The 20,537-nt window shown below is 67.0% G+C and carries 15 protein-coding genes; 10 read left to right on the forward strand and 5 right to left on the reverse strand.

All coding sequences use genetic code 11. The features are described from left to right. Positions 1-29: 29 nt before the first annotated feature. From QRN34_RS16355 to QRN34_RS16375, 5 genes are all read left to right on the forward strand, one after another. Complete coding sequence (locus tag QRN34_RS16355; RefSeq protein WP_285406068.1) at positions 30-1,376, forward strand: TolC family protein; 1,347 nt, start codon at positions 30-32, stop codon at positions 1,374-1,376. After that, positions 1,373-2,404, forward strand: coding sequence for an efflux RND transporter periplasmic adaptor subunit (locus tag QRN34_RS16360; protein WP_285406071.1), 1,032 nt, complete (start codon positions 1,373-1,375; stop codon positions 2,402-2,404). Before QRN34_RS16355 ends, QRN34_RS16360 begins: the two co-directional genes overlap by 4 nt. Then, positions 2,401-5,481, forward strand: coding sequence for an efflux RND transporter permease subunit (locus QRN34_RS16365; RefSeq protein ID WP_285406074.1), 3,081 nt, complete (start codon positions 2,401-2,403; stop codon positions 5,479-5,481). Before QRN34_RS16360 ends, QRN34_RS16365 begins: the two co-directional genes overlap by 4 nt. A 346-nt stretch (positions 5,482-5,827) precedes the next feature. Then, positions 5,828-6,130: a hypothetical protein gene (locus tag QRN34_RS16370; protein WP_345782911.1), complete on the forward strand. Its 303-nt coding sequence runs from the start codon at positions 5,828-5,830 to the stop codon at positions 6,128-6,130. A gap of 97 nt (positions 6,131-6,227) precedes the next feature. After that, complete coding sequence (locus tag QRN34_RS16375) at positions 6,228-7,343, forward strand: glycosyltransferase family 9 protein (RefSeq protein ID WP_285406076.1); 1,116 nt, start codon at positions 6,228-6,230, stop codon at positions 7,341-7,343. Here the strand turns inward: QRN34_RS16375 and QRN34_RS16380 are convergent. Genes QRN34_RS16380 through QRN34_RS16390 form a run of 3 tightly spaced genes read right to left on the reverse strand, consistent with a single transcriptional unit; the run spans position 7,325 to position 9,595 of the window. After that, positions 7,325-8,197 (reverse strand): class I SAM-dependent methyltransferase, encoded by an 873-nt coding sequence (locus tag QRN34_RS16380; RefSeq protein ID WP_285406078.1) that lies wholly within the window; start codon positions 8,195-8,197, stop codon positions 7,325-7,327. The two genes, QRN34_RS16375 and QRN34_RS16380, sit on opposite strands and share 19 nt — an antisense overlap. After that, on the reverse strand, positions 8,190-9,416 hold the full coding sequence (locus QRN34_RS16385; protein ID WP_285406080.1) for a YcaO-like family protein: 1,227 nt from the start codon (positions 9,414-9,416) through the stop codon (positions 8,190-8,192). Before QRN34_RS16385 ends, QRN34_RS16380 begins: the two co-directional genes overlap by 8 nt. Before the next feature lie 53 nt (positions 9,417-9,469). Further along, positions 9,470-9,595, reverse strand: coding sequence for a hypothetical protein (locus QRN34_RS16390; protein WP_255349635.1), 126 nt, complete (start codon positions 9,593-9,595; stop codon positions 9,470-9,472). 523 nt (positions 9,596-10,118) lie between these two features. Here QRN34_RS16390 and QRN34_RS16395 point away from each other — a divergent pair. Then, positions 10,119-10,541: a hypothetical protein gene (locus tag QRN34_RS16395; RefSeq protein WP_285406082.1), complete on the forward strand. Its 423-nt coding sequence runs from the start codon at positions 10,119-10,121 to the stop codon at positions 10,539-10,541. A gap of 241 nt (positions 10,542-10,782) precedes the next feature. On the opposite strand, the gene QRN34_RS16400 is transcribed toward QRN34_RS16395, so the two are convergent. Then, positions 10,783-12,921: a M13 family metallopeptidase gene (locus QRN34_RS16400; RefSeq protein WP_036140244.1), complete on the reverse strand. Its 2,139-nt coding sequence runs from the start codon at positions 12,919-12,921 to the stop codon at positions 10,783-10,785. A gap of 242 nt (positions 12,922-13,163) precedes the next feature. On the opposite strand from QRN34_RS16400, the gene QRN34_RS16405 reads away from it, so the two are divergent. Continuing rightward, positions 13,164-14,882, forward strand: a complete 1,719-nt coding sequence (locus QRN34_RS16405; protein ID WP_285406086.1) for an alkaline phosphatase family protein — start codon at positions 13,164-13,166, stop codon at positions 14,880-14,882. Then, positions 14,875-16,497: a multicopper oxidase domain-containing protein gene (locus QRN34_RS16410; RefSeq protein ID WP_285406089.1), complete on the forward strand. Its 1,623-nt coding sequence runs from the start codon at positions 14,875-14,877 to the stop codon at positions 16,495-16,497. Before QRN34_RS16405 ends, QRN34_RS16410 begins: the two co-directional genes overlap by 8 nt. Before the next feature lie 38 nt (positions 16,498-16,535). Here the strand turns inward: QRN34_RS16410 and QRN34_RS16415 are convergent, their stop codons facing one another. Then, a complete protein-coding gene (locus QRN34_RS16415) occupies positions 16,536-18,329 on the reverse strand; it encodes a M14 family metallopeptidase (protein ID WP_345782912.1) in 1,794 nt (597 codons plus the stop codon). A 127-nt stretch (positions 18,330-18,456) separates the two neighbouring features. Here QRN34_RS16415 and QRN34_RS16420 point away from each other — a divergent pair, with 127 nt between their 5' ends. Further along, positions 18,457-19,122, forward strand: coding sequence for a response regulator (locus tag QRN34_RS16420; protein WP_285406091.1), 666 nt, complete (start codon positions 18,457-18,459; stop codon positions 19,120-19,122). Next, positions 19,119-20,513 (forward strand): ATP-binding protein, encoded by a 1,395-nt coding sequence (locus QRN34_RS16425; protein WP_285406094.1) that lies wholly within the window; start codon positions 19,119-19,121, stop codon positions 20,511-20,513. The genes QRN34_RS16420 and QRN34_RS16425 overlap by 4 nt, the downstream gene beginning before the upstream one ends. Positions 20,514-20,537: the final 24 nt, after the last annotated feature.

The following is a 20,537-nucleotide window of genomic DNA, read 5'->3' on the forward strand; positions in this document are numbered from 1 at the left end:
TGCCCGGCCAAAGATTGCGCTAAGCCGGCATGTCTAACCTGCGGGCCATGAAAGCCGCCGGATGGAATGCGTTGCGTCACTTGCTTGCCCTCGTCGTGGCGACCGGTCTGGTGGGCTGTGCGACCTATCGCCCGCTGCCGCTCGTCACGCATGCCACGCTGGCCCATCGTGTCGAGCACCTCCAGGGTGGCAAGGGCACGGCCCTGCCGCTGGACGAGGTAGCCGTCCAGCGCCTTGTCCTGCTCAACAATCCCAGGCTGGCCGCGACGCGCGCCCGCCATGGCGTCGGCCGGGCGCAGGTGCTGGACGCCTCGACCCTGCCGAACCCGAGCGTGCAGGCCAACCTGGGCTTCCTGGTGGCCGGTGCAGGCGACGTGCCGGCGTGGGGCGCCAGCTTCGCACAGAGCCTGCAGGGTCTGATCGTGCGCGGTGCCCGTCGCGACGAAGCGCGTGCCTCGGCCTCGGCCACCGACGCACAGCTGCTGTGGGAGTCCTGGGTCACGTTGGCGCGGGCGCGCCAGCTCGTCGTCGACGTGGTTGATGGCGAGCGCCGCCTGACCCTGCGCGATCGCCTGGCCGACCTGATCGAAGCACGCGCGGCATCGCTGCGCGCCGCCGTGGCGCGAGGCGATGCGGACACCGGTACATCCAGCGTCGTTTTCGCCGCGGCGGTCGACGCACGCACGGCGGCCAGCGACGCGCGACAGGTCGTACAAGCGCAGCGTGCGGAACTGTCGGCGCTGTTGGGCCTCGATGCCGGCGCGCCCTTGCCGCTGGCACCGCTGCCTGCGCTGGGGCCTTTCGATCTGACGCAGGCGACTGCGGCAGTCGCTTCGATGGGCGAGCACCGTCCCGATCTTGCCGCGCTACGCTTCGCCTACGCCGCGCAGGAGGCGCGCCTGCGCGGCGCGATCCTCAGCCAGTTTCCGCCGTTGTCGGTCGGCGTGGACGCCGCACGCGACAGCAGCAAGGTGCTCGACATCGGTCCTTCCGCCTCGCTCGAGTTGCCCGTGTTCGATCGCCAGCAGGGCAAGATCGCGGTGGCCGAGGCGACGCGCCAGCAGCTGCATGACGAATACACGGCACGCATCGACGAGACCGTGGTCGAAGCGCACGCCTTGATCGCCGCGGTGGTCGCCGCGGAGCGGGCCGCGGCGCGCACCACCACGGACACCGTGGCGATGGATGCAGCCAGCCGCGCCTTCGCCCGCGGCGACATCGATGCCGCCATCTACGCCGATCTCAACGTCGCCGCGCTGGGGCAGGATGTCGACCGGATCACCCGTGACCTGTACCGGCGCGAGCAGCGCATCGCGCTCGACGCACTGACCGGCGCGGGATTGCCCAGCTCGCTTCCGCCCGGGATCGCGCCATGATTCGTTTTCTTTTCCGCGCCGCCGTGGTGGCGATCGTCGTCGCGCTTGGCGGCTGCGATACCGGTGCCGATGCGGGCACGCCGGGGGCGATGATCCCGAGTGCCGTGATCCGGCAGGTGACGCCGGTGCGCGGCCACTTCGACGATATCGTCGTGGCCTATGGCCAGGGTGCGGCGGGCAGCGGCGGCACGCGCGCGTTGACGTTGCCGATCGACGCGACGCTCACCGGGGTCGATGTCGCCGCGGGGCAGCATGTGAACGCCGGGCAGGTCCTGGCGTCGTTTGTGCCGACGAAGGCGGCCGCCGCGGCACGTGTGGCGGCGCGCTCGGCCGTTGCGTTGGCACGGGCGCAACGTGAACGCACGGCACGCCTGCTCGCCGACCACCTCGCTACGAACGACCAGCTGGCCCAGGCGGACAAGGCCATGCATGACGCCGAAGCCGCATTCGCCGCCCAGGACACGCCGCACGAGAAGCTGCAGGCACCCGCCGATGGCACGGTGCTGACCATCGATACGCTGCGTGGTGCACAGGTCGCCGCGGGCGGGACGATCATGACGCTTGCCGATACCGACTGCACCGGCTTTGCGGGTGGCATCGAGCCCGCCGATAGGGCCCGTGTGCACGCGGGTGACACGGTGGCGCTGCACGCGTTGTCGGGAGGACGCGAGCTGCCCGCCCGGGTGGCCACGGTGGCTGGTGCGGTCGATCCGCAATCGCGTCTGGTCGGGGTTACGGTCTCGACGTCATACCCGCTGATCCAGGGCATGGCCTATCGCGCCGATATCGTGGTCGGTTCGCTGGCCGGCTGGCAGTTGCCTGCCGATGCCGTGACGGGCGAGGAAGGCGCACGTGCCGTGTGGCAGGTGAGGCAGGGACAGGCGCACCGTGTCCCGGTGACCGTGGTCGCGCAGCACGGCGACCAGGTGCTGGTGGCTGGCGCGATCGAGGCATCGCTGGCGCTGGTGACGGTCGGTGCCACACAACTGGACGAGGGTATCCAGGTGCGCCCCATGGATACGCCATGAGCGGCGACGGCTTCCTTGTCCGTCACGCAAGGACCTTCATCCTGCTGGCGATGGCACTCGCGATCGCCGGTGCCGTGGCCGCCTGGGCGCTACCCGTGGGCCTGTTTCCGCAGGTCGCGTTCCCGCGTATCGTCGTCGATCTGGATGCCGGCGACCGTCCCGCCGATACGATGGCGCTGCTGGTGACCCGCCCCGTGGAAGAGGCGATCCGGACGGTGCCCGGGGTCGAGAGTGTCCGCTCGGAAACCTCGCGAGGTGCCGCCCAGGTCTCGGTGGACTTCGGCTGGGGGCGAGACATGATCGCATCCACGCTGCTGGTCGATGCGGCCATCGCGCGCGTCGTCACCAGCCTCCCCGCAGGCATCACTTACGACGTCCGGCGCATGGACCCGACGGTGTTCCCGATCATCTCGTATGCGTTGCGCTCGGACAGCGTGTCTCCTGCGGGCCTGCGCGATCTTGCCCGGTTCCGCATCGCCCCGGCGCTGGCTTCGGTACCCGGCCTGTCGAGGGTCGACGTGCAGGGCGGCGACACACCGGAAATCGAGGTGGAAGCCGATGTCCGGAAGCTTGCCGCGCATGGCTTGTCGCTCGACGACCTGGTCGGGGCGATCGGCGGCGCCAACGTCGTCCGTGCGGTCGGCCGCGTCCAGGACCGCAACAAACTCTTCCTCACCCTGGTCGACCAGCCGATCCGTGACGTGCGCGACATCGGCGCCGTGGTGGTGCGACGTGCGGACAGCGGCTGGATACGCGTATCCGACGTAGCCACGGTGCGCACGGGTGTCGAACCGCAATGGACCCGGGTTGCCGAAGACGGCCGACCCGCGGTGTTGTTCAACGTGTTCGAGCAGCCCGACGGCAACGCGGTGGCGATCGCCGCGGAGGCCAGGGCGCGCCTGGCCGGGCTGGCGCTGCCGAAGGGCGTCACGTTGCGCAAGTGGTACGACCAGAGCGAGCTGGTGACCGATGCCGCCGCCAGCGTACGTGACGCCATTGCGATCGGCCTGCTGCTCGCGGCGGTCGTGCTCTGGGCGTTCCTGCGCAACATGCGTATCGTGGCGATCGCCATGGTCGTCGTGCCGGCGACCCTGGCGATCACGGTCCTGCTGCTGCGCGGGATGAACATGAGCTTCAACATCATGACCCTCGGTGGCATGGCCGCGGCCGTCGGGCTGGTGATCGACGATGTCATGGTGATGGTCGAGCACCTTGCCCACCGCACTGCGCACGCCGCGGGATCCGAAGCGCGGGACGGCATACAGCGAAGCCTCTTTCGCTCGGCGCGCGACTTCCTGCCGCCGCTGTCCGGCTCAAGCGCGGCGACGTTGATCGTGTTCGTGCCGATGGCGTACCTGGACGGCGTGACCGGCACGTTCTCGCGTGCGTTGTCCATCACGATGGCCTGCGCGCTCGCGGTGTCGTGGGCCATGACCGCCTTCATCGTGCCGTATCTCGCCTCGCGCTGGATCGATGTGTCGCGCTGGAGCGATCCGGGCGTGGGCAAGGCGCGCGGCCTGGTTCGCTGGCATGGCGCAGCCTACCGTACAGCGGTGCGCCGGCCCTGGTGGGCCGCCATCGTCATGCTTTGCCTGTTCGTCGCAGGTGCCTTCGCGGCATCACGGGTACCTACCGGTTTCATGCCCGATGCCGACGAGAGTGGCTTCGTCCTCGATTACTACACGGCGGCGGGCACGTCGCTCAGCGAAAGCGAACGCCAGGTCGCCCAGATCGAGACCATCCTGCGCACGCGGCACGATGTCGAGACGTTCTCGCGTCGTCTCGGCACCGGGCTTGGCGGCGACCTCGGCCAGGCGCATCACGGCGACGTGTTCGTCCGGCTGAAGCCCGATCATGCGGCGCCGACCCGTGAGGTGATGGAGGACGTGCGCGAAAGCGTGTTGCGAAACGTTCCGGGCGTGGAGGTGGAGGCCGCGCAGTTGACGGAGGACCTCATCGGCGACCTGATCGCCGTGCCGCAGCCGATCGAAGTGAAGCTGTATGGCGACGACGAGGTGGCCTTGCGCGCTACGGCGACCCGTGTCGCTGAAAAGCTGGCGCACACCGACGGCCTGGTGGATATCCAGAGCGGCGTCCGCATCGCGGGAGATGCACTGGACATCCGTCTCGACCACGATGCGGCGGCTGCGGAGGGCGTCGACGCCGATCTGGTCGGACGCAGCGTCGGTGCCGCGCTGGACGGCGTCGTTGCTACCACGCTGCCCCTGCTTACCCGGGCGGTCGGCGTCCGCGTGTCGATGCCCGGCGCGCGGGAGTGGCGCATCGCCGATCTCGCCGACTTGCCACTCAGGGCGCCCGATGGTCACGTCTTTCCCCTGCGTCGCATCGCGTCGCTCGTGCCGGTGAGCGGACAGGCGCAGATCACCCGCGAAAACCTGCAGACGATGGTACCGGTGACCGCGCGTATCGCCACCGGTGGCATGGACGCCGCGGTGTCCGGCGTTCGTGCCGTGCTGGCGCAGCCCGGCCTGTTGCCGGCCGGCACGCGCTACGAACTCGGCGGCCTCTATGCGCAGCAGCAGGTGGCGTTCGCCGGTCTGCGCAAGGTGTTTGCGGTGGCCATGGTCGCCGAGTTTCTGCTGCTGATGCTGCTTTACCGCAGCCTGTGGCTCTCGGGTCTGGTGATCGCTGCCTCATTGCTATCGGCGTCCGGCGTCTTCCTCGCGTTATGGATCACCGGGGTAAATCTCAACGTCACCGCCATGATGGGCCTGACCATGGTCATGGGCATCGGTACCGAGATGGCGATCTTCCTGGTCTCCGAATACGTGGCCCGTCGCCGTACGGCGACGCCGGTGGCAGCGTTGCGGCGGGCGGTGCGCCTTCGTGTAAGGCCGATCAGCATGACCACCTTCGCGGCGATCCTCACCTTGTTGCCGTTGGCGCTGGCGATCGGCCGCGGGGCGGGCATGCAGCAGCCGCTGGCGATCGCCATCGTCGGCGGTCTGGTGGTGCAATACCCGTTGGTCCTGCTGGGCTTGCCCGTGGCCATCGGTGCCGTGGAGCGCGGGCGCGAACGGATGTCGAATCGTCATGCAGCGGACAGGAAGATCTAAGGGAGTTGCGGCATCGTGGGTGCCTGACTTCCGCCGGAGCCTGTCATGTCTCCCTTCGCATCCGCCCCCGCCGCTTCGTCGAGTGAGGCCGCCCGCGTGCCATGCACGGTAACATCGCGCTCTGGCGCCGCCGTATGGCCACATGGCTGGTGACTTAGCGCACATCGTGCGCTCCTACAACCGCACGTCCGGTAGCAGCGCAAGATGCCCTGTAGGAGCGCACGATGTGCGCGACAATGTCGCCCCGGTCGCGATGACACCGCATTGGACCATGAACATCATCGTCGTCGAGGATGACGCCCGACTGGGCGCTGCCATCAAGCGTGCGCTGTAGCACCTCGCTTACATGCTGAGCTGGTTGCGTAACGGGGTCGATGGCCTCGGGGAATTGCGTAACGAGTCGGTCGATCTGGTGATGCTCGACCTGGGCCTTGCCGATAACCAGCTCGACGCGGGAGCCCTGTCGCTCAACTTCAGCACGCTGGAGGTGACCTTCCAGGAACAGCCCGTCGAACTGACCCGCCGCGAGTTCGCCCTGCTGCGCATCCTGATGGAGCGCCACGGGAAGATCGTCCGCCGCAAGCTTTGTCCTGACGTCATCCGCACCGTCCGCGGTTTCGGCTACATGGTGCCCCGGGACCCGATATGAACGGCGGTGGGTGGGACATCGAATCGTCATCTCGCCGACAGCAAGATCTAAGGTAATTGCGGCATTGTCGGCGGCAGCCCTCCCAAGAGCCCGCCCTATGCGCCCGATCGCATCGTTTTCCCCCGCCACGTCAGCCGAGCCCACCCGCACCCCGATGCACGGCAAGGCGGCGGCATGGCGCCGTCACCTCGCCGCCTGGCTGGCGCGCCACCTGATCGCCCCGTCCAGGAATCTCGTCGGTGCGGGTGGGCTGCCCACCTCGGGCATCCAGCGCATCCTGGTCTGCCGGCCCAATCACCGGCTGGGCAACACGCTGCTGCTGACGCCGCTGCTGGTCGAGATCGAGCGCCGCTTCCCCGGCGCGGAGGTGGACCTGCTCTCGGCCGGTCCGGCCGCCCATGCGGTGTTTCGCGGGTTCGACATCGTCGGCGACTGCACGACCCTCGATCGTCATGCCGTCCGACGCCCGCTCGCCACGCTGGGTGCGTTGCGCAAACTGCGCTCGCGTCGCTATGACCTGGTGATCGACGCGGCGGCGGGTTCCTCGTCGGGCCGCATCGCCAGCGCCATGGCAAAGGCGCGCTACCAGCTTCGTACAGAAGCCATGCCGACCGACGGCGGCACGACGCACCTTGCCGCACGCCCGGTGCAGGCCCTGCGCTGGGCGCTCGGCGCGACAAGCGACGCCCAGGTCCCGCCTCTCGACGTACGGTTGTCGGACGCCGAGCGGCAAGGCGGTCGCGAGGCCCTGGCTCGCGTATTACGCGAGGTCGACGGACGGCACCTGCCGGTGCTGGCCATCTTTCCCAATGCCACCGGGTCCAAGCGACTTCCCGCCGACTGGTGGGGCAGCTTCATGCAGGCGTTGCTGGATCGCCTCGGCGAGAGCTGCGTGGTCGAACTCGTCTCCGCCGACGGCCAGTCGCGCCTGGGTGGCGGCTATCCCACCTATTACACCAGCGATCCGCGCAAGCTGGCCGCCTTCATCGAGGCGTCGGGCACGTATATCAGCGCGGATTGCGGCGTGATGCACCTCGCCGCGGCAACGGGGGCGACCACCGTCGGGCTGTTCGGCCCGACCGATCCGGAACGCTACGCACCGTATGGTCGCGACAATACCGCCGTGGCCTGCGACGACGGCTGCCCGCGGCAGGCGGCGGCACGTGTGGCTATGCATCTGCTGCGCCTAAGGCTTCAAGCACGAAGCACGTAGTAGGGAACGATGCCGTCGGTGCCGGTAGGCGCGACGCTGCGCTGTATCCGTAAACCATGGCGTGCCGCGCCTTGGTGGACGTCGACCAGCACCGGCGTATGGCCGAACAGGACGACAAGCCCTCCGCGTCGCACACTCGGTACCAGCCGGTCGAACAGGGCGTCAGCCTGCGCCCGCGTCACCACTTCCGCATTGAGAAAGCGGAGGACCAGGGCGTCGCAGGAGGCCGGCGGTACGAGTGCGGCATCGGCAAGGGAGAAGGTGACCGGCCCATCGGGGTGACGGGTACGCGCGGTCCGGATCATGTCCGCCGCCCGATCCGATCCCTCGAAGTGGAGCCGTGGACAGGCATGCGCCATGGCCACTACGAAATCCCCGGTGGAACAGGCCGGATCGCGTACCAGCGCGCCGTCGGGCAGCTCCGTACGCAGTGTGGCGGCACACAGCGCACGCATGTGGCGCTCGCCGGCTGCCAGGTCCTCGGCGCGTTCGGCCATGCGCGCCCAGAACGCCGGCGGACAGACGAACTCATGGCCCCATGTGCGCATCGGCGCGATGGGGAAGTGGATCACGGCGAGCGGATCGCGGCGCACGAGCGCCATGAAAGCCTTGGCCTCCTGACGGCGACGATGGGTCGCGCTCACCTCGATCGCGTCCGCATGCTCGTACAGCACGCCATCCGAGCCCAGCAGATGGTGCGGCCGGATCACGTTGCAGGCGTGCCGGGGCTCGTCACGCGTCGTCGGCGCGACATGACCGATCCAGCGATAAGCGCCGGCGCGCAGCAGAAAGTAACCGTGCGCGGATCGTGGGTCGTCGATCCGCCAGTGCCGCCGGCTCGTCGCCTCATTCATGGCCGGCGATCCGCGCGGCCGGAAAACCCGGAACGATGGGGTTGCCGTGGGCGACCAGGAAATAGCGATCGAAACCCGGCACGAGCACCTGGCAGACCACGACACCCCGGCAGGCCGCGTGGATCACGTGCAGCAAGGGGCGATAGCCTTCTTTCGCCAGACGATGTAACGCACGCGTGAGCAAGGCGCGCGGCGAGGTGTGTCGAAGGCGAGTGGGCAAGGGCACGGCGACCGTGCGTCGCTTGCGTAGCAGTGCAGGCAGGTCGGCCACGCAGGCGCGATGGGCACGCGGCCACGGACGCAACCGAAGCTCGGCGCGCTCGAGCTGATGAAGAACGCTTTCCTCGGCGCGGGCGAGCAGCTCGAGTTGTACCAGTTCGTGCAGGGCGCGCGACAGGGCGTGCCCAGGGCAGCCGGATGCGCCCGCGCCGTAGAGCTGCACCGGATGGGCGGCATGCTGCGTGAAGGCGAGGTAGCTGTAAGCGGCGCGATGCGTACCGATGTCCAGTACGGTGACGGTATAGCCCAGCATGTCTTCCGTGCCGTTCCACAGTCGGGTGGACACGGGGTCCAGCGTACTGCGATCGATCACGCGCACCGGTGCAATGGCATCGGCGTCATGGAAATGCACGCGAAGGAAGTGGGAGACGTCGTCGCGCTCGATGCACTCGTTGAGCGCATGCAGCGCGGCCTCCGTGAAGGTCGAACCGATGGCCGTTCCGCTGTTGCCGGCATAGCGGCGCAGGCCTGAATAGTCGAAGGTGTCGGCCTGCATGCGCCGGTCGATATACGTGGGACGAAACAAGGCGAGGGGATGCTCCTGTGCGCTCCCGTCGTGGAAGCTGGTAAATCGGCGGACGGCGAGCCGTGCCTCCGGCTGTGCATCCAGCAGCGCATCAATGGGCGCACCGAGGCCCCGCGTGACGTCGCGGGCGGTCGCGACCACCGACGTGAGCGAGCAGTCGTCGTGCAGGGAGATGAAATGCTCGAAGGCCTCGAAGAGCCCGCCGACCAGCGCGCTGTCGCGGTCGCCCTTGCCGACGCCACGACACACCGGGCGACCGGCGTCGTCGCTCAACTGAACGACGGTCGCAAAGGGGCCGGACCCATGTTCCGTCGCGTGCCAGCGCAGCCCTCGCGCGGCCAGTTCGTTGTCGATGCGTCGCCGCGCGGCTCCCAGGGGAACGTCGCGTTCGAATGGCAGGGTGGCGTTGGCCATCGGGTGGTTCCTCCATGAAAAAAGGCGAGGCCTCCTGGCCTCGCCCGGGTGGATCAGTCGTCGCTGGTGAGCGCCGCGGCTTCCAGTGGGGTGAGGTGTTCCACCGTCTCCGTGGCCGGCATTCCGGTGGTGTCTTCGTTGACATCGACGTAGGCGATGCCGCTCATCATGTAGCCCATGGTGGTGTTCCTTGTGAGTGGGAAAGGACGTGCCGGTGCGGTTATCGCACCGGCGCGCTCAGATTCGCGCACACGCACCGACATGGGCATCGGGCTTTTCGCTGAGATTCTGTAGGGGAATGCCGGGGGTGAGCAAAAGCATCCCGTACTTGCGATCGAAAGCGCTTGCCCGATCTTCACCTGTTTGTCGCCCGAGCGAAGCATCTCCGCGCAATGATTCAACCCCTGGGCGAAAGTAGATATAAGTCGTGGGATGGGTATGCGCCGATTCGGCCTGCGTCGTTCAACGCCATGAATCCGCACAGGTGTATAGCCGTGTGTCGAAAGCCGCGCAGTGGACGCGGCGAGTTGTGCCTGGAGTGAGCCGGCGATGTGTTCGGTTTAACGCCATTGGCCCCGGCGTGAGAATATATACCCAGCCTTCTGGCGCACAGGGCGGGCTCACATATGCGTGACATGGGTTGGAGCAACTTAAATGTTGCAAGGAGAGCCCTTGCCCGTGCTCATATGGAAGAGATGCACCATGTCATTCAACGCAGATAGCGCGTACTTCAATCCGGTATTTGATGACATCGCACAAGCATTCGTGGGAGAGTTTTACAGGCGGTTATGTGATCAGCCTGCTGATAGTTTGAAGTCGCTCTTCAACGTCGAGCTTTCTGTGCTGTCAATCGATGGGAAAGTCGGCAGAGGCAAGGACGGGATTGACTTGCTAGAGGCACGTTCCGCCGTGGTTTCGGGTGGCGGAGGCAGCTTCGGATTCAGTGGGCCCGTAACTGCTCTGCCGACGAGAGATGGCGGCGTGCTCGTCGTTGCTAGAGGGCGGTTTTCCCATGGATACGACGGCTCAGTTTTTACTGACGTATTCATCCTTTCGCCCAAGGGAACAGGCTTCTTTATCGCTAACTACATCAGCGTAAAGACATTGATGGATCAGTCGGCGTAACAGAGGACGTTGCAGCCGAGTTTTACGTGTATCCGTTTGGGGCTCTAGGCCGATAAATTCGGTCACAAGTCATCGCAAACGGCGCTGGCGACCGGTTGTCCAGTCGAGTCGATATGTTGTCTGGCTTGCGGTCCCATTAGTGTGGCCGTCGACTTATAGCGGAGATCGTGTTGCCCTATAAAACGAAAATGCCGCGCGACAGCGCGGCATTTTCGTCACCGAGCCCTTGGGCGAGCGGCGATTACCAGATCTTCACCTGCTTGTCGCCCGAGCGAACCATCTTCGCATCCGGCTTGCACTGGAACGCGGTAGCGAAGGCCTCCATGTTCGACGGCGCACCAATGGCGCGCAGCGATGCCGGGGCGTGCGGGTCGGTGTTGAGGTAGAGCATGGCCTGCTTCTCACGCACGCTGCCGCGCCACACGCGGGCCCAGTTGAGGAAGAAACGCTGGTCCTGGGTGTAGCCGTCGATCTTCGACTCCGCTTCCTTCGGGTTTTTCTTCAACGCTTCCTGCAGGGCGTCGTATGCCACGGCCGTGCCGCCCAGGTCGGCGATGTTCTCGCCCAGGGTCAGCTTGCCGTTGACGTGCAGGTCCGGCTTGTCTTTCAGCGGGGTGTATTCGTCGAATTGCTTCACCAGCTTGGCGGTGCGCTCGTCGAACTTGGCGCGGTCGGCCTTGGTCCACCAGTTGCTGTTGTTGCCTTCGCCGTCGAACTGGCTGCCCTGGTCGTCGAAGCCGTGGCTGGCCTCGTGGCCGATCACCGCGCCGATACCGCCGTAGTTGATCGCGTCGTCGCCGTTGGCGTCGAAGAACGGCGGCTGCAGGATGGCGGCCGGGAAGTTGATCGTGTTATCGGTCGGGTTGTAGTACGCGTTGACCGTCTGCGGCGTCATGCCCCATTCCATGCGGTCGGTCGGCTTGCCGATCTTGGCGATGTCGTAGTGGTAGTTGAACTTGCCGGCGGCTTCGACGTTGCCGTAGTAGTTCTCGCCATTGATGTCCAGGCCCGACCAGTCACGCCACTTGTCCGGATAGCCGATCTTGGGCAGGAAGGTGTTCCACTTGGCGATGGCCTTCTGCTTGGTCTCGTCGCTCATCCAGTCGAGCTTTTCCAGGCGTGCCTTGAGCGCGGTGCGCACGTTGTCGACCAGCTCGCTGGCACGTTGCTTGGCTTCCGGCTTGAACACCTTGGCCACGTACAGCTGGCCCAGGCCTTCGCCCATGGACGTATTGACGGTGCCGAGCACGCGCTTCCAGCGCGGCTTCTGCTGCGGCTGGCCGGCGAGGGTCTTGCCGTAGAAATCGAACTTGTTGTCCTGGAAGGTCTTGGACAGGTACGGCGAGGCACTGTCGATGGCGTGGAAGCGCAGGTAGGCCTGCCAGGTGGATACCGGCGTGGTCGCCAGCATCTTGTCGAATTCCTTGAAGAACTTCGGCTGCGACAGCGAGAAGCCCTTGTCGACGGTGACACCCTGGGCGGCAAAGAACTTCTCCCAGTTGAAATGCGGGGTGACCTTGTCCGCTTCCGCCACGCTGACGAAGTGGTACTGGTTTTCCGGTGCGCGCAGTTCCACCGGCGAGAGCGAGGCCGCGGCGAGCTGGGTCTCGAACTTCATGATGGCGTCGGCCTGCGTCTTCGCATCCGCGTCGGACACGCCGGCCAGGGTCAGCGTCTTGACGATGTAGTCGACATACGCCTTGCGGTTGTCGGCCTGCTTGGGGTCGGTGTAGTAATCCTTGGTCGGCAGGCCCAGGCCGTCCTGCTGGGTGAAGCCGATCTGCATCTTGGCGTTCTTGAAGTCGGCGCCGGCGCCGAAGCCGAACACGTAGCCGTTGCCGTCGTTGAAGCTGCTGTCGAGGAAATCCACGATGTCCTGCGGCGACTTCAGCGCATCGATCTTCGCCAGCTCCGGCTTCAGCGGTTCGATGCCGGCCTTTTCGATGGCGTCCTCGTTCATGCCGGAGCGGTAGAGCAGGCCGATCTTCTGTTCGATCGAGCCGGCCTTGGCGCTGGCCGCGCCCTTGTCCATGGCGTCAACGATGTCGTGCTGCGTGTTGAGGCTGGTTTCCGCCAGCTGGTCGAAGGCACCCCAGCGGGTGCGGTCGTCGGGAATCGGGTTGGCGGCCACCCACTTGGCATTGACGAAGCCGTTGAAGTCGTCGCACGCGTCGATGCCGGTGTCCAGGTCGGCCACGTTGAACGTGGGGCCTGCAGGCGCGGCGGCGGCCGTGGTGGCCGGGGCGGGCGCGCTGCCCGTCGCGGCCGGGGCGTTGGCGGCCGGCGCGGCGGTGTCGGCATCGTTGTGCTGGCTGCACGCGGTGCCGGCGAGCGCGATGCTCAAGGCCAGCGCGAGCGGCTTCAGGTACTGCTTGGTCATGGATGTCCCTCGATGGAAGTGACGTACATCGGCACCCCCCGGGCGCCGCACTTCCCGAGGATAACGGCTGGCGGGCCAGCGCAGGGCCAACCGTGACGAAAGTCATGGATCGGCACATTCCGCAAGTAATCGCGGCGAAGTGACGCCGGGCTGTCATACGCGTTTCGCAAACTGGAGGGCAATCGCGTCGCAGGGGGCGCGGTCCCCAGGCAGTGCGATCGTCATACCGAGGAATCATCGTCATGCGCAAGCTACTGGCTGCAGGCATCGCCTGTGTGCTCACCCTGTCCGCCGCGTCCATCGTCGTGGCCCAGCAGACCGCGCCCGCGGAGGCCACGTCCGTCGAGGATGCCCTGGGCTTCGGTTTCGGCCACGGCCATGGCAGGGGCCCGCATACGGCCACGCCGATCCGGCACCTCGTGGTGATCTTCCAGGAAAACGTTTCCTTCGATCACTACTTCGGTACCTATCCGTTCGCGGCCAACCCGGCCGGCGAACCCGCGTTCTATGCCCGGCCGTTCACGCCGCCGGTGAACGGGCTCACGCATCGGCTGCTCACCGCCAACCCCAATGCCGCCAACAGCGGCAATGCCGACGCCGCGATCAACCCGTTCCGGTTGAGTCGCGCGCAGGCGGCCACGGCCGACCAGGATCACGGCTACACATCGGAGCAGCGCGCCTTCGACGGCGGCCGCATGGATGCCTTCCCGCGCTACACCGGCCGCGGCGAGACGCTGCCCGGCGGCGACCCCACGGAAGAAGGCAAGGGCCAGGTGATGGGCTATTACGACGGCAACACCGTCACGGCCTACTGGAACTACGCCCAGCACTACGCCCTGAGCGACAACCACTACGGCACCGGCTTCGGCCCCTCCACTCCCGGCGCCGTGAACCTGATTGCCGGACAGACCGCCGGCGTGATCGACACGCTCAACGGTACCGGCGCGGAAACCGACGACGGTCACGGCGGCCTGACGATGATCGGCGACCCCGATCCGCTGGGCGACGTCTGTTCCTCGCCGACCGCCAACCAGGTGACCATGGGCGGGCGCAACATCGGCGACCTGCTCAACGAGCAACAGGTGACCTGGGGCTGGTTCCAGGGCGGTTTCGACCTGGGCGTGACCAACCCGGACGGCAGCACGGGATGCGGCCGGCATACCCTGTCCGCGGTGACCAAGGTCACCTCCAACGACTACAGCCAGCACCACCAGCCGTTCCAGTACTACCCCTCCACCGCCAACCCGACGCACGCGCGGCCCACGTCGCTGGCGATGATCGGCCGGACCGACGCGGCCAACCACCAGTACGACATCCACGACTTCTACGACGCGCTGGACACCGGGCACCTGCCGGCGGTGAGTTTCCTCAAGGCGCCCGCGTACCAGGACGGCCATGCCGGTTACTCCGATCCGCTGGACGAGCAGGCCTTCGTCGTCCACGTCATGAACGCCCTGCAGCAAAGCGACGAGTGGAAAGACACGGCCGTCATCATCGCGTATGACGACTCCGACGGCTGGTACGACCACCAGACGCCGCCGCGCCTCAACGGCTCGATCGGCAGCACCGATGCCCTCGATGGCGACGGTGTGTGCAAGGGTCACGGCACGTTGCCCGGGCTGGACGGCAAGACGCCGGCGCAGGGCCGCTGCGGCTTCGGTCCGCGCCTGCCGCTGCTGGTGGTGTCGCCGTGGGCCCGCGAGAACATGGTCGATCACAGCATCACCGACCAGAGTTCGATCACGCGCTTCATCGAGGACAACTGGCTGTCCGGCAAGCGTATCGGTGGCGGTTCCAGCGACGCACAGGCCGGTCGCATCGACGGCATGTTCGACTTCTTCCTGCCGCGTCTGTTCGACCGCAAGCTGATCCTGGACGAAACCACCGGCCAGCCGAAACAGGCCGGCGGCGGCTGGCCCGGCTGGCCGCAGTGGCCGAACGGGAAAGGTGGGCATGGTTGATCGCCGTCGGTTCCTGACGACGGCGGGTTGGGCGGCCGCGGCGGGATGGATGCCGTCACGGCTGCTCGCGCACGACATGCACGACATGCACGGGGCGCCCGCCGGCAAGGTGGGCAACACGTTGTGCATGCATCCCATGGGTGACACCAGCCGCATGCCCGGCCTGGTCGATCCGGCACGCCTGGCACCGTTCGTGGATACCTTGCCGTTGCCGCCCGTGCTGCACGCCGTACACGGCAAACCGCTGCATGTGCGCATGGCGCAGACCGCGCAGAAGCTGCACCGTGACCTGCCGCCCACGACCTTGTGGACCTACGGCGGGCACTATCCCGGTCCCACTATCGAGGCACGCACGGGGCAGCCGATCGATGTGATCTGGGAAAACGCGCTCCCGCGCAAGCATTTCCTCCCCGTCGACCACGCGATCTGCGGTGCCGAGGCGGACAAGCCCGAAGTCCGCGCCATCGTGCACCTGCACGGGGCCAAGGTGCCGCACGCGGACGACGGTTATCCCGAGGACTGGTACGTGCCCGGCGTCTCGCGCCGTCACCACTATGCCAACGCGCAGGATGCGGCGGCGCTGTGGTATCACGACCATGCCATGGGCATCAATCGGCTGAACATGTACGCCGGGCTGATGGGCATGTACCTGCTGCGCGACGAGCACGAGTTGTCGCTCGGCCTGCCCTCGGGCGAGCAGGAGCTGCCGCTGGTACTGGCCGATCGGCTGCTGCATACGGACGGCCGTTTGTATTATCCCGATTCCGGTGACGCCAAGGCCCCGTGGGTGCCGGAAGTCTTCGGCAACCTGACCCTGGTCAACGGTGTGGTGCTGCCACGGGCGGACGTGCAGCCGCGCCGTTATCGCCTGCGCGTGCTCAACGCGGCGAACGGGCGTTTTTATCACCTGCGCTTCCGCGATGGCCGGCCGTTCCAGGTCATCGGTTCGGACCAGGGCCTGCTGGCGTCGCCCTCGGCGATGAAGTCGATCTTCCTGGCGCCTGGCGAGCGTGCGGACATCGTGGTCGATTTCGCCGCGTTGCGCGGTGGCACGGTCGAGCTGATGAACGATGCGTTGCCGCTCATGCGTTTCGCAGTGGGGCAGGGCACGGTTCGCGACGACAGTCGCGTGCCCGACGTGCTGCGCGACCTGCCGCGCGTGACGGCATCCACCGCGTCGAAGACCCGCGAGCTGACCCTCGACGAATACAGCGACTGCGTCGCCACGCCCATGCTCATGCTGCTCAACGGAAAGCGCTGGCACGACCCGGTAACCGAGTCGGTGAAGCTCGGCAGCACGGAAATGTGGAGCCTGGTGAACCTTACCGAGGACACCCATCCGATCCACCTGCACCTCGTCCGTTTCCAGATCCTCGACCGTCGTCCGTACGACGTGGACGAATACATGGAGAAGAAGACGATCCGCTATGTGGGCCCGGCACAGGAACCGCCGCCGCACGAGCGTGGCTGGAAGGATGTGGTACAGGCGTATCCGGGCATGGTCACGCGCATCGTCGCCACGTTCGACGGCTTCCCCGGACGCTACGCGTGGCACTGCCATCTGGCCGAGCACGAGGCGAACGAGATGATGCGTCCGTTCGAGGTGGTGGCCTGAGCCGCCGTGTCTGGTAAGTCAGGCAACGGGCGCCGCGGTCAGCGCGGCGCCAGCGTTTGCAGCGCCGTGTTGTCCAGCCGCAGTACGGGGTAGGCGCCGACCTTCTGCACCGTGTACCACGGGCTGCGTTCGTAGAAGAAGGCCAGCCGGGCGCGCGGGCTGGCCGCGAACGCTGCGTCGTCCCGAAGCTTCCGGTCGAATTCGGTTTTCAGCGCAGGATCGTCGGCAAGCATCTTCCGGGCGAGTGCCTCGAGTACACGGGGTTCGCCGTATTCCTTCTGTTCGAAGATGCCGTTGAGGTAGCCCCAGCGCAGCAGGGAATCCGGCGCGCGCGCATCGAGCAGGTTCAGCGCGAGCACGGCATCGGCGTTGTCGGCGCGGACGATGACCGTGCCGGCAGGCAACACCACGTTCTCCCGGGCCGACGCGATCGCCACGTCCTTGAGCATGTGGTGACCTTCGAACGGCTTGTCCGCCCAGACCGGCTGGGTGAGCGTGTCGCGCGTGGCCTCGACCTTCATCGGCGCTGTCGTGCGCGTGTAGGGAATGCCATGCGCGTCGAGCCGCGCGACGATCGCCGTCCACTGCGGCGGAATGGCCCATGCCGCGGGCAGCGGTGCGGCGACATCGGGCAGCAGGTCGTTCCAGCTCTGGATATCGTAGGTCTTCCTGGCCGACGGATCGTAGCGGACCCAGGTGTCGCCGGAGATCTCGCTTTTGGTCTGCGTAAAGGCGAAGCCCTTGAGCTGGAAGGGTTGCGATGTTGGGTCCTGCTTGAACGTCACCGGTAGCGATGCGTCCGGTTGCGCAAGGCGTGATGCTGCCCAGGCGTCCGCCGCGCGTGATGCGGCAAGCAGGCCGGCGGGATCATCGTTCACCACCGCGAGCACGCTGCGCACCACATCGTACGTGGCGCGCACACGCACCTCGTACGACTTCAGCATGTGCGTCTCGATCAGCAGCCCGGACCGGTTGCGGATGGCCGCATAGCCCGTGGAAAAGCGCGGGCCGGAGCCGAAGTTTTCGATGCCCTTGGTGATATCGCGTCCGTCGCGGAATTCGAGGTAGGGCGAGGCGAGGTGGCCGAGTGCCTCGTAACGCGGCATCGTCTGGCCGGCAAACGCACGAGCCTGCCAGGCGGCGATCGACGGCGGCAACTTGTGTGCGTCCTCGGCATACCAGGTGAGGTCGTACTGGTAGTCCGCGCCGTCCGTCGTATGGATATCCACCAGCAGGTCGGGCTTCCATGTGTTCCACAGCCCCAGCCACGCACGGGTTTCCGGTGCGTCGGCTTTCACGTAGTCGCGGTTGAGATTGAGGTACTGCGACTGGCCGCGAAAGCCCATCTCCGCCGGGCCGTTCTGATTGATCCGGGAATAGGGGCCCGAATTCTCATGGCCATCCACGCTGTAGACGGGGATGTAAACCAGCACCGCGTGGTCCAGCAGGTGTGGCAGGCGGTGCAGCGTGGCGAAATCGCGCAGCAGCATCAGACCCGCGTCCTTGCCCTCGATCTCGCCCGGATGGATGCCCGCCTGCACCAGCACGATCGGCTTGCCGGCGGCCCGGGCGCGTTCGGGCGTGAGGTCGCCGTCGGTCGCGGCGATCACCACCGTCATGGGTCGACCTTGGGGCGTCGTACCGAAGGTCTCCAGGCGGATCGTCGCCGGCGCCGCATGGGCCAGCCGGCGCAGGAAGGCCAGCGTTTCCGCATACGAGGGCGTGGTGCGGAACGCGGAGGCTTCCGCTGGCGTGGTCCAGGTGTCTTTCGCGTGGATCGTCATCGGCAGCACCGCGATCAGGGCGAGGAGGAGTCGTACGGGCAGGGTCACGGGTGGCCGGGCCTTGGCGGGATGATCGGGCCATTGTGGCGCGATGGGCACGGCGCGCAAAGCCCGGCGTAAGCTGGTGCTAAGCGCTGGATGCAGATAATTTGCCCCTATCCCGGAGGGCGCCGCCTTGCACATCATTCTCGTCGAAGACGATGCCCGACTCGGCGATGCCATCCGTCGCGCACTGGAGCGCCTGACGTACACGGTCAGTTGGTATCGCGACGGCAACGAGGCGCTGGCGGCGCTGCGCGACCACGATGCGGACCTGGTTCTGCTCGACCTGGGCCTGCCCGGTCGCGACGGCATGGAGGTGCTGAGCGAGGCCCGCCGGCTAAGGGTGACCACGCCGGTGATCGTGATGTCCGCGCGCGATGCCCTGGACTCGCGTATCCGGGTGCTGGACGCGGGGGCGGACGACTACCTGGTCAAGCCCTTCCATCTGGACGAGTTGGCCGCACGCATCCGTTCGCTGGCACGCCGGGTACGTGGCGCGGCAGTCAACAAGCTGGAGGCGGGCGCGCTCAGCCTCGACCTGGGCAGCTTCGACGTGCACTGGCGCGGCGAGAAAGTGGAGCTGACACGGCGTGAATTTTCGTTGCTGCAGGCCCTGATGGAGCGTGCAGGTCGGATCGTCCGTCGCGAATCGCTGGAAACCTCGCTGTACGGTCCCGACAGTGCGATGAGTACCAGCGCACTCGAGGTGCTGGTGCACTCGCTGCGACGCAAGCTCAGTCCCGGCGCCATCCAGACGGTGCGCGGCTTCGGCTACATGGTGCCGCGGGAGCCGATGTGAGGCCGCTGAGCCTGCGTTCCCGATTGCTGGTGCTGATCGTGTGCATGCTGGCGGCGGTGCTGCTGCCGCTGGGCGTGCTCAGCGCGAAACGCACGCTGGAGGAAGTGGACGAGTTGTCGGACGGTCGCCTGGCCCAGGCCGCGCGCACGCTGGAGGTGCTGGTCGGTCGCATCGGCGTGGAGCGGTTGCGCAGCCAGCGCAACGCAAGCCTGTTGGTGCCCAGCGTGTCCAACCATCCGCAGGAACTGACCGTACAGGGTCGCACCTTCGAATCCGAGGTGGGCTTCCAGGTGCGTGATCGCGACGGTCACCTGTTGCTGGGCACGGAGAACCTGGCCGGTCTGCCCGATACCCACGCCGAGGATGGGGCGTTCGAGGATGTGGTGAACGGACGCTACGAGTGGCGCGTGTTCACGCTGATCATGGAGAGCGACGGCATCACCATCCGTGCGGGCGAGCGTTACGACAGCCGGCATGAGATCACCCGGGCGCTGTGGATCGAGCATGGCCTGCCCACCTTGCTGGGGTTGCCGCTGCTGGCGATCCTGGTCGGCTGGGCCATCCGCCGCGGGTTGCGCCCCCTGGAAACCCTGGCCGATGCGCTCTCCCGTCGCGAGTCCGGCAGCCGGGCGCCCATCCACCTGGCCGATGCGCCGACCGAACTGCAGCCTGTGGTCACCGCACTGAACGAGCAGATCGAGCGACTGGAAGGCGCCCTGGAGCGCGAACGTCGTTTCAGTGCGGACGTGGCCCACGAACTGCGCACGCCGCTGGCTTCGACCATGATCAACCTGGAAGACGCGATGGCCTCGGCGGACCCGGACGCGGCGACACGCGCCGCGCTGGAGGCGGCACGTGAATGCCTCGTTTCGCTGGCCCGGCGCACGGAGCAGTTGCTGGACCTGGCGCGGCTGGAAGCCGGCGCCGCCGCCGGGCCACGCAGTCGCGTGGACCTGGGCGAACTGGCGCTCCAGGTCATCGACGAACTGTCGCCCCTGGTCGGCAAGGGACACGTCGAACTGAGCGTGCGCGAGCTGCCGGCCCATCTGTTCGTGGAAGGCTACGGCGTTGCCCTGGGGGCGTTGATGCGCAACCTGCTGGAGAACGCGTTCCGCCACGTGCCGCCGGGAGGGCATGTGGAGCTGTCCATCGACGCGGCCGACGGCGTGGCCCGCATTGTCGTGACAGACGACGGCCCCGGCATTGCGCCGGAGCGTCGCGCGGCCATGTTCACCCGTTTCCAGCGCGGGGAGGATACGCACGGCGAAGGCCATGGGCTGGGCCTGTCGATCGTGCAGCGTGCGGCCCAGCTGCACGGCGCCACCATCGACCTGCTGGACCGCGAGGGCGGTTCGGGGTTGCGGGTCGTGGTGGGGTTGCCGGCGGGGTGATCCAACGGGTAGTGGGCTTTTGTC

It is taken from the genome of Luteibacter sp. ME-Dv--P-043b (assembly GCF_030209605.1).
Taxonomy (GTDB): Bacteria; Pseudomonadota; Gammaproteobacteria; order Xanthomonadales; family Rhodanobacteraceae; genus Luteibacter.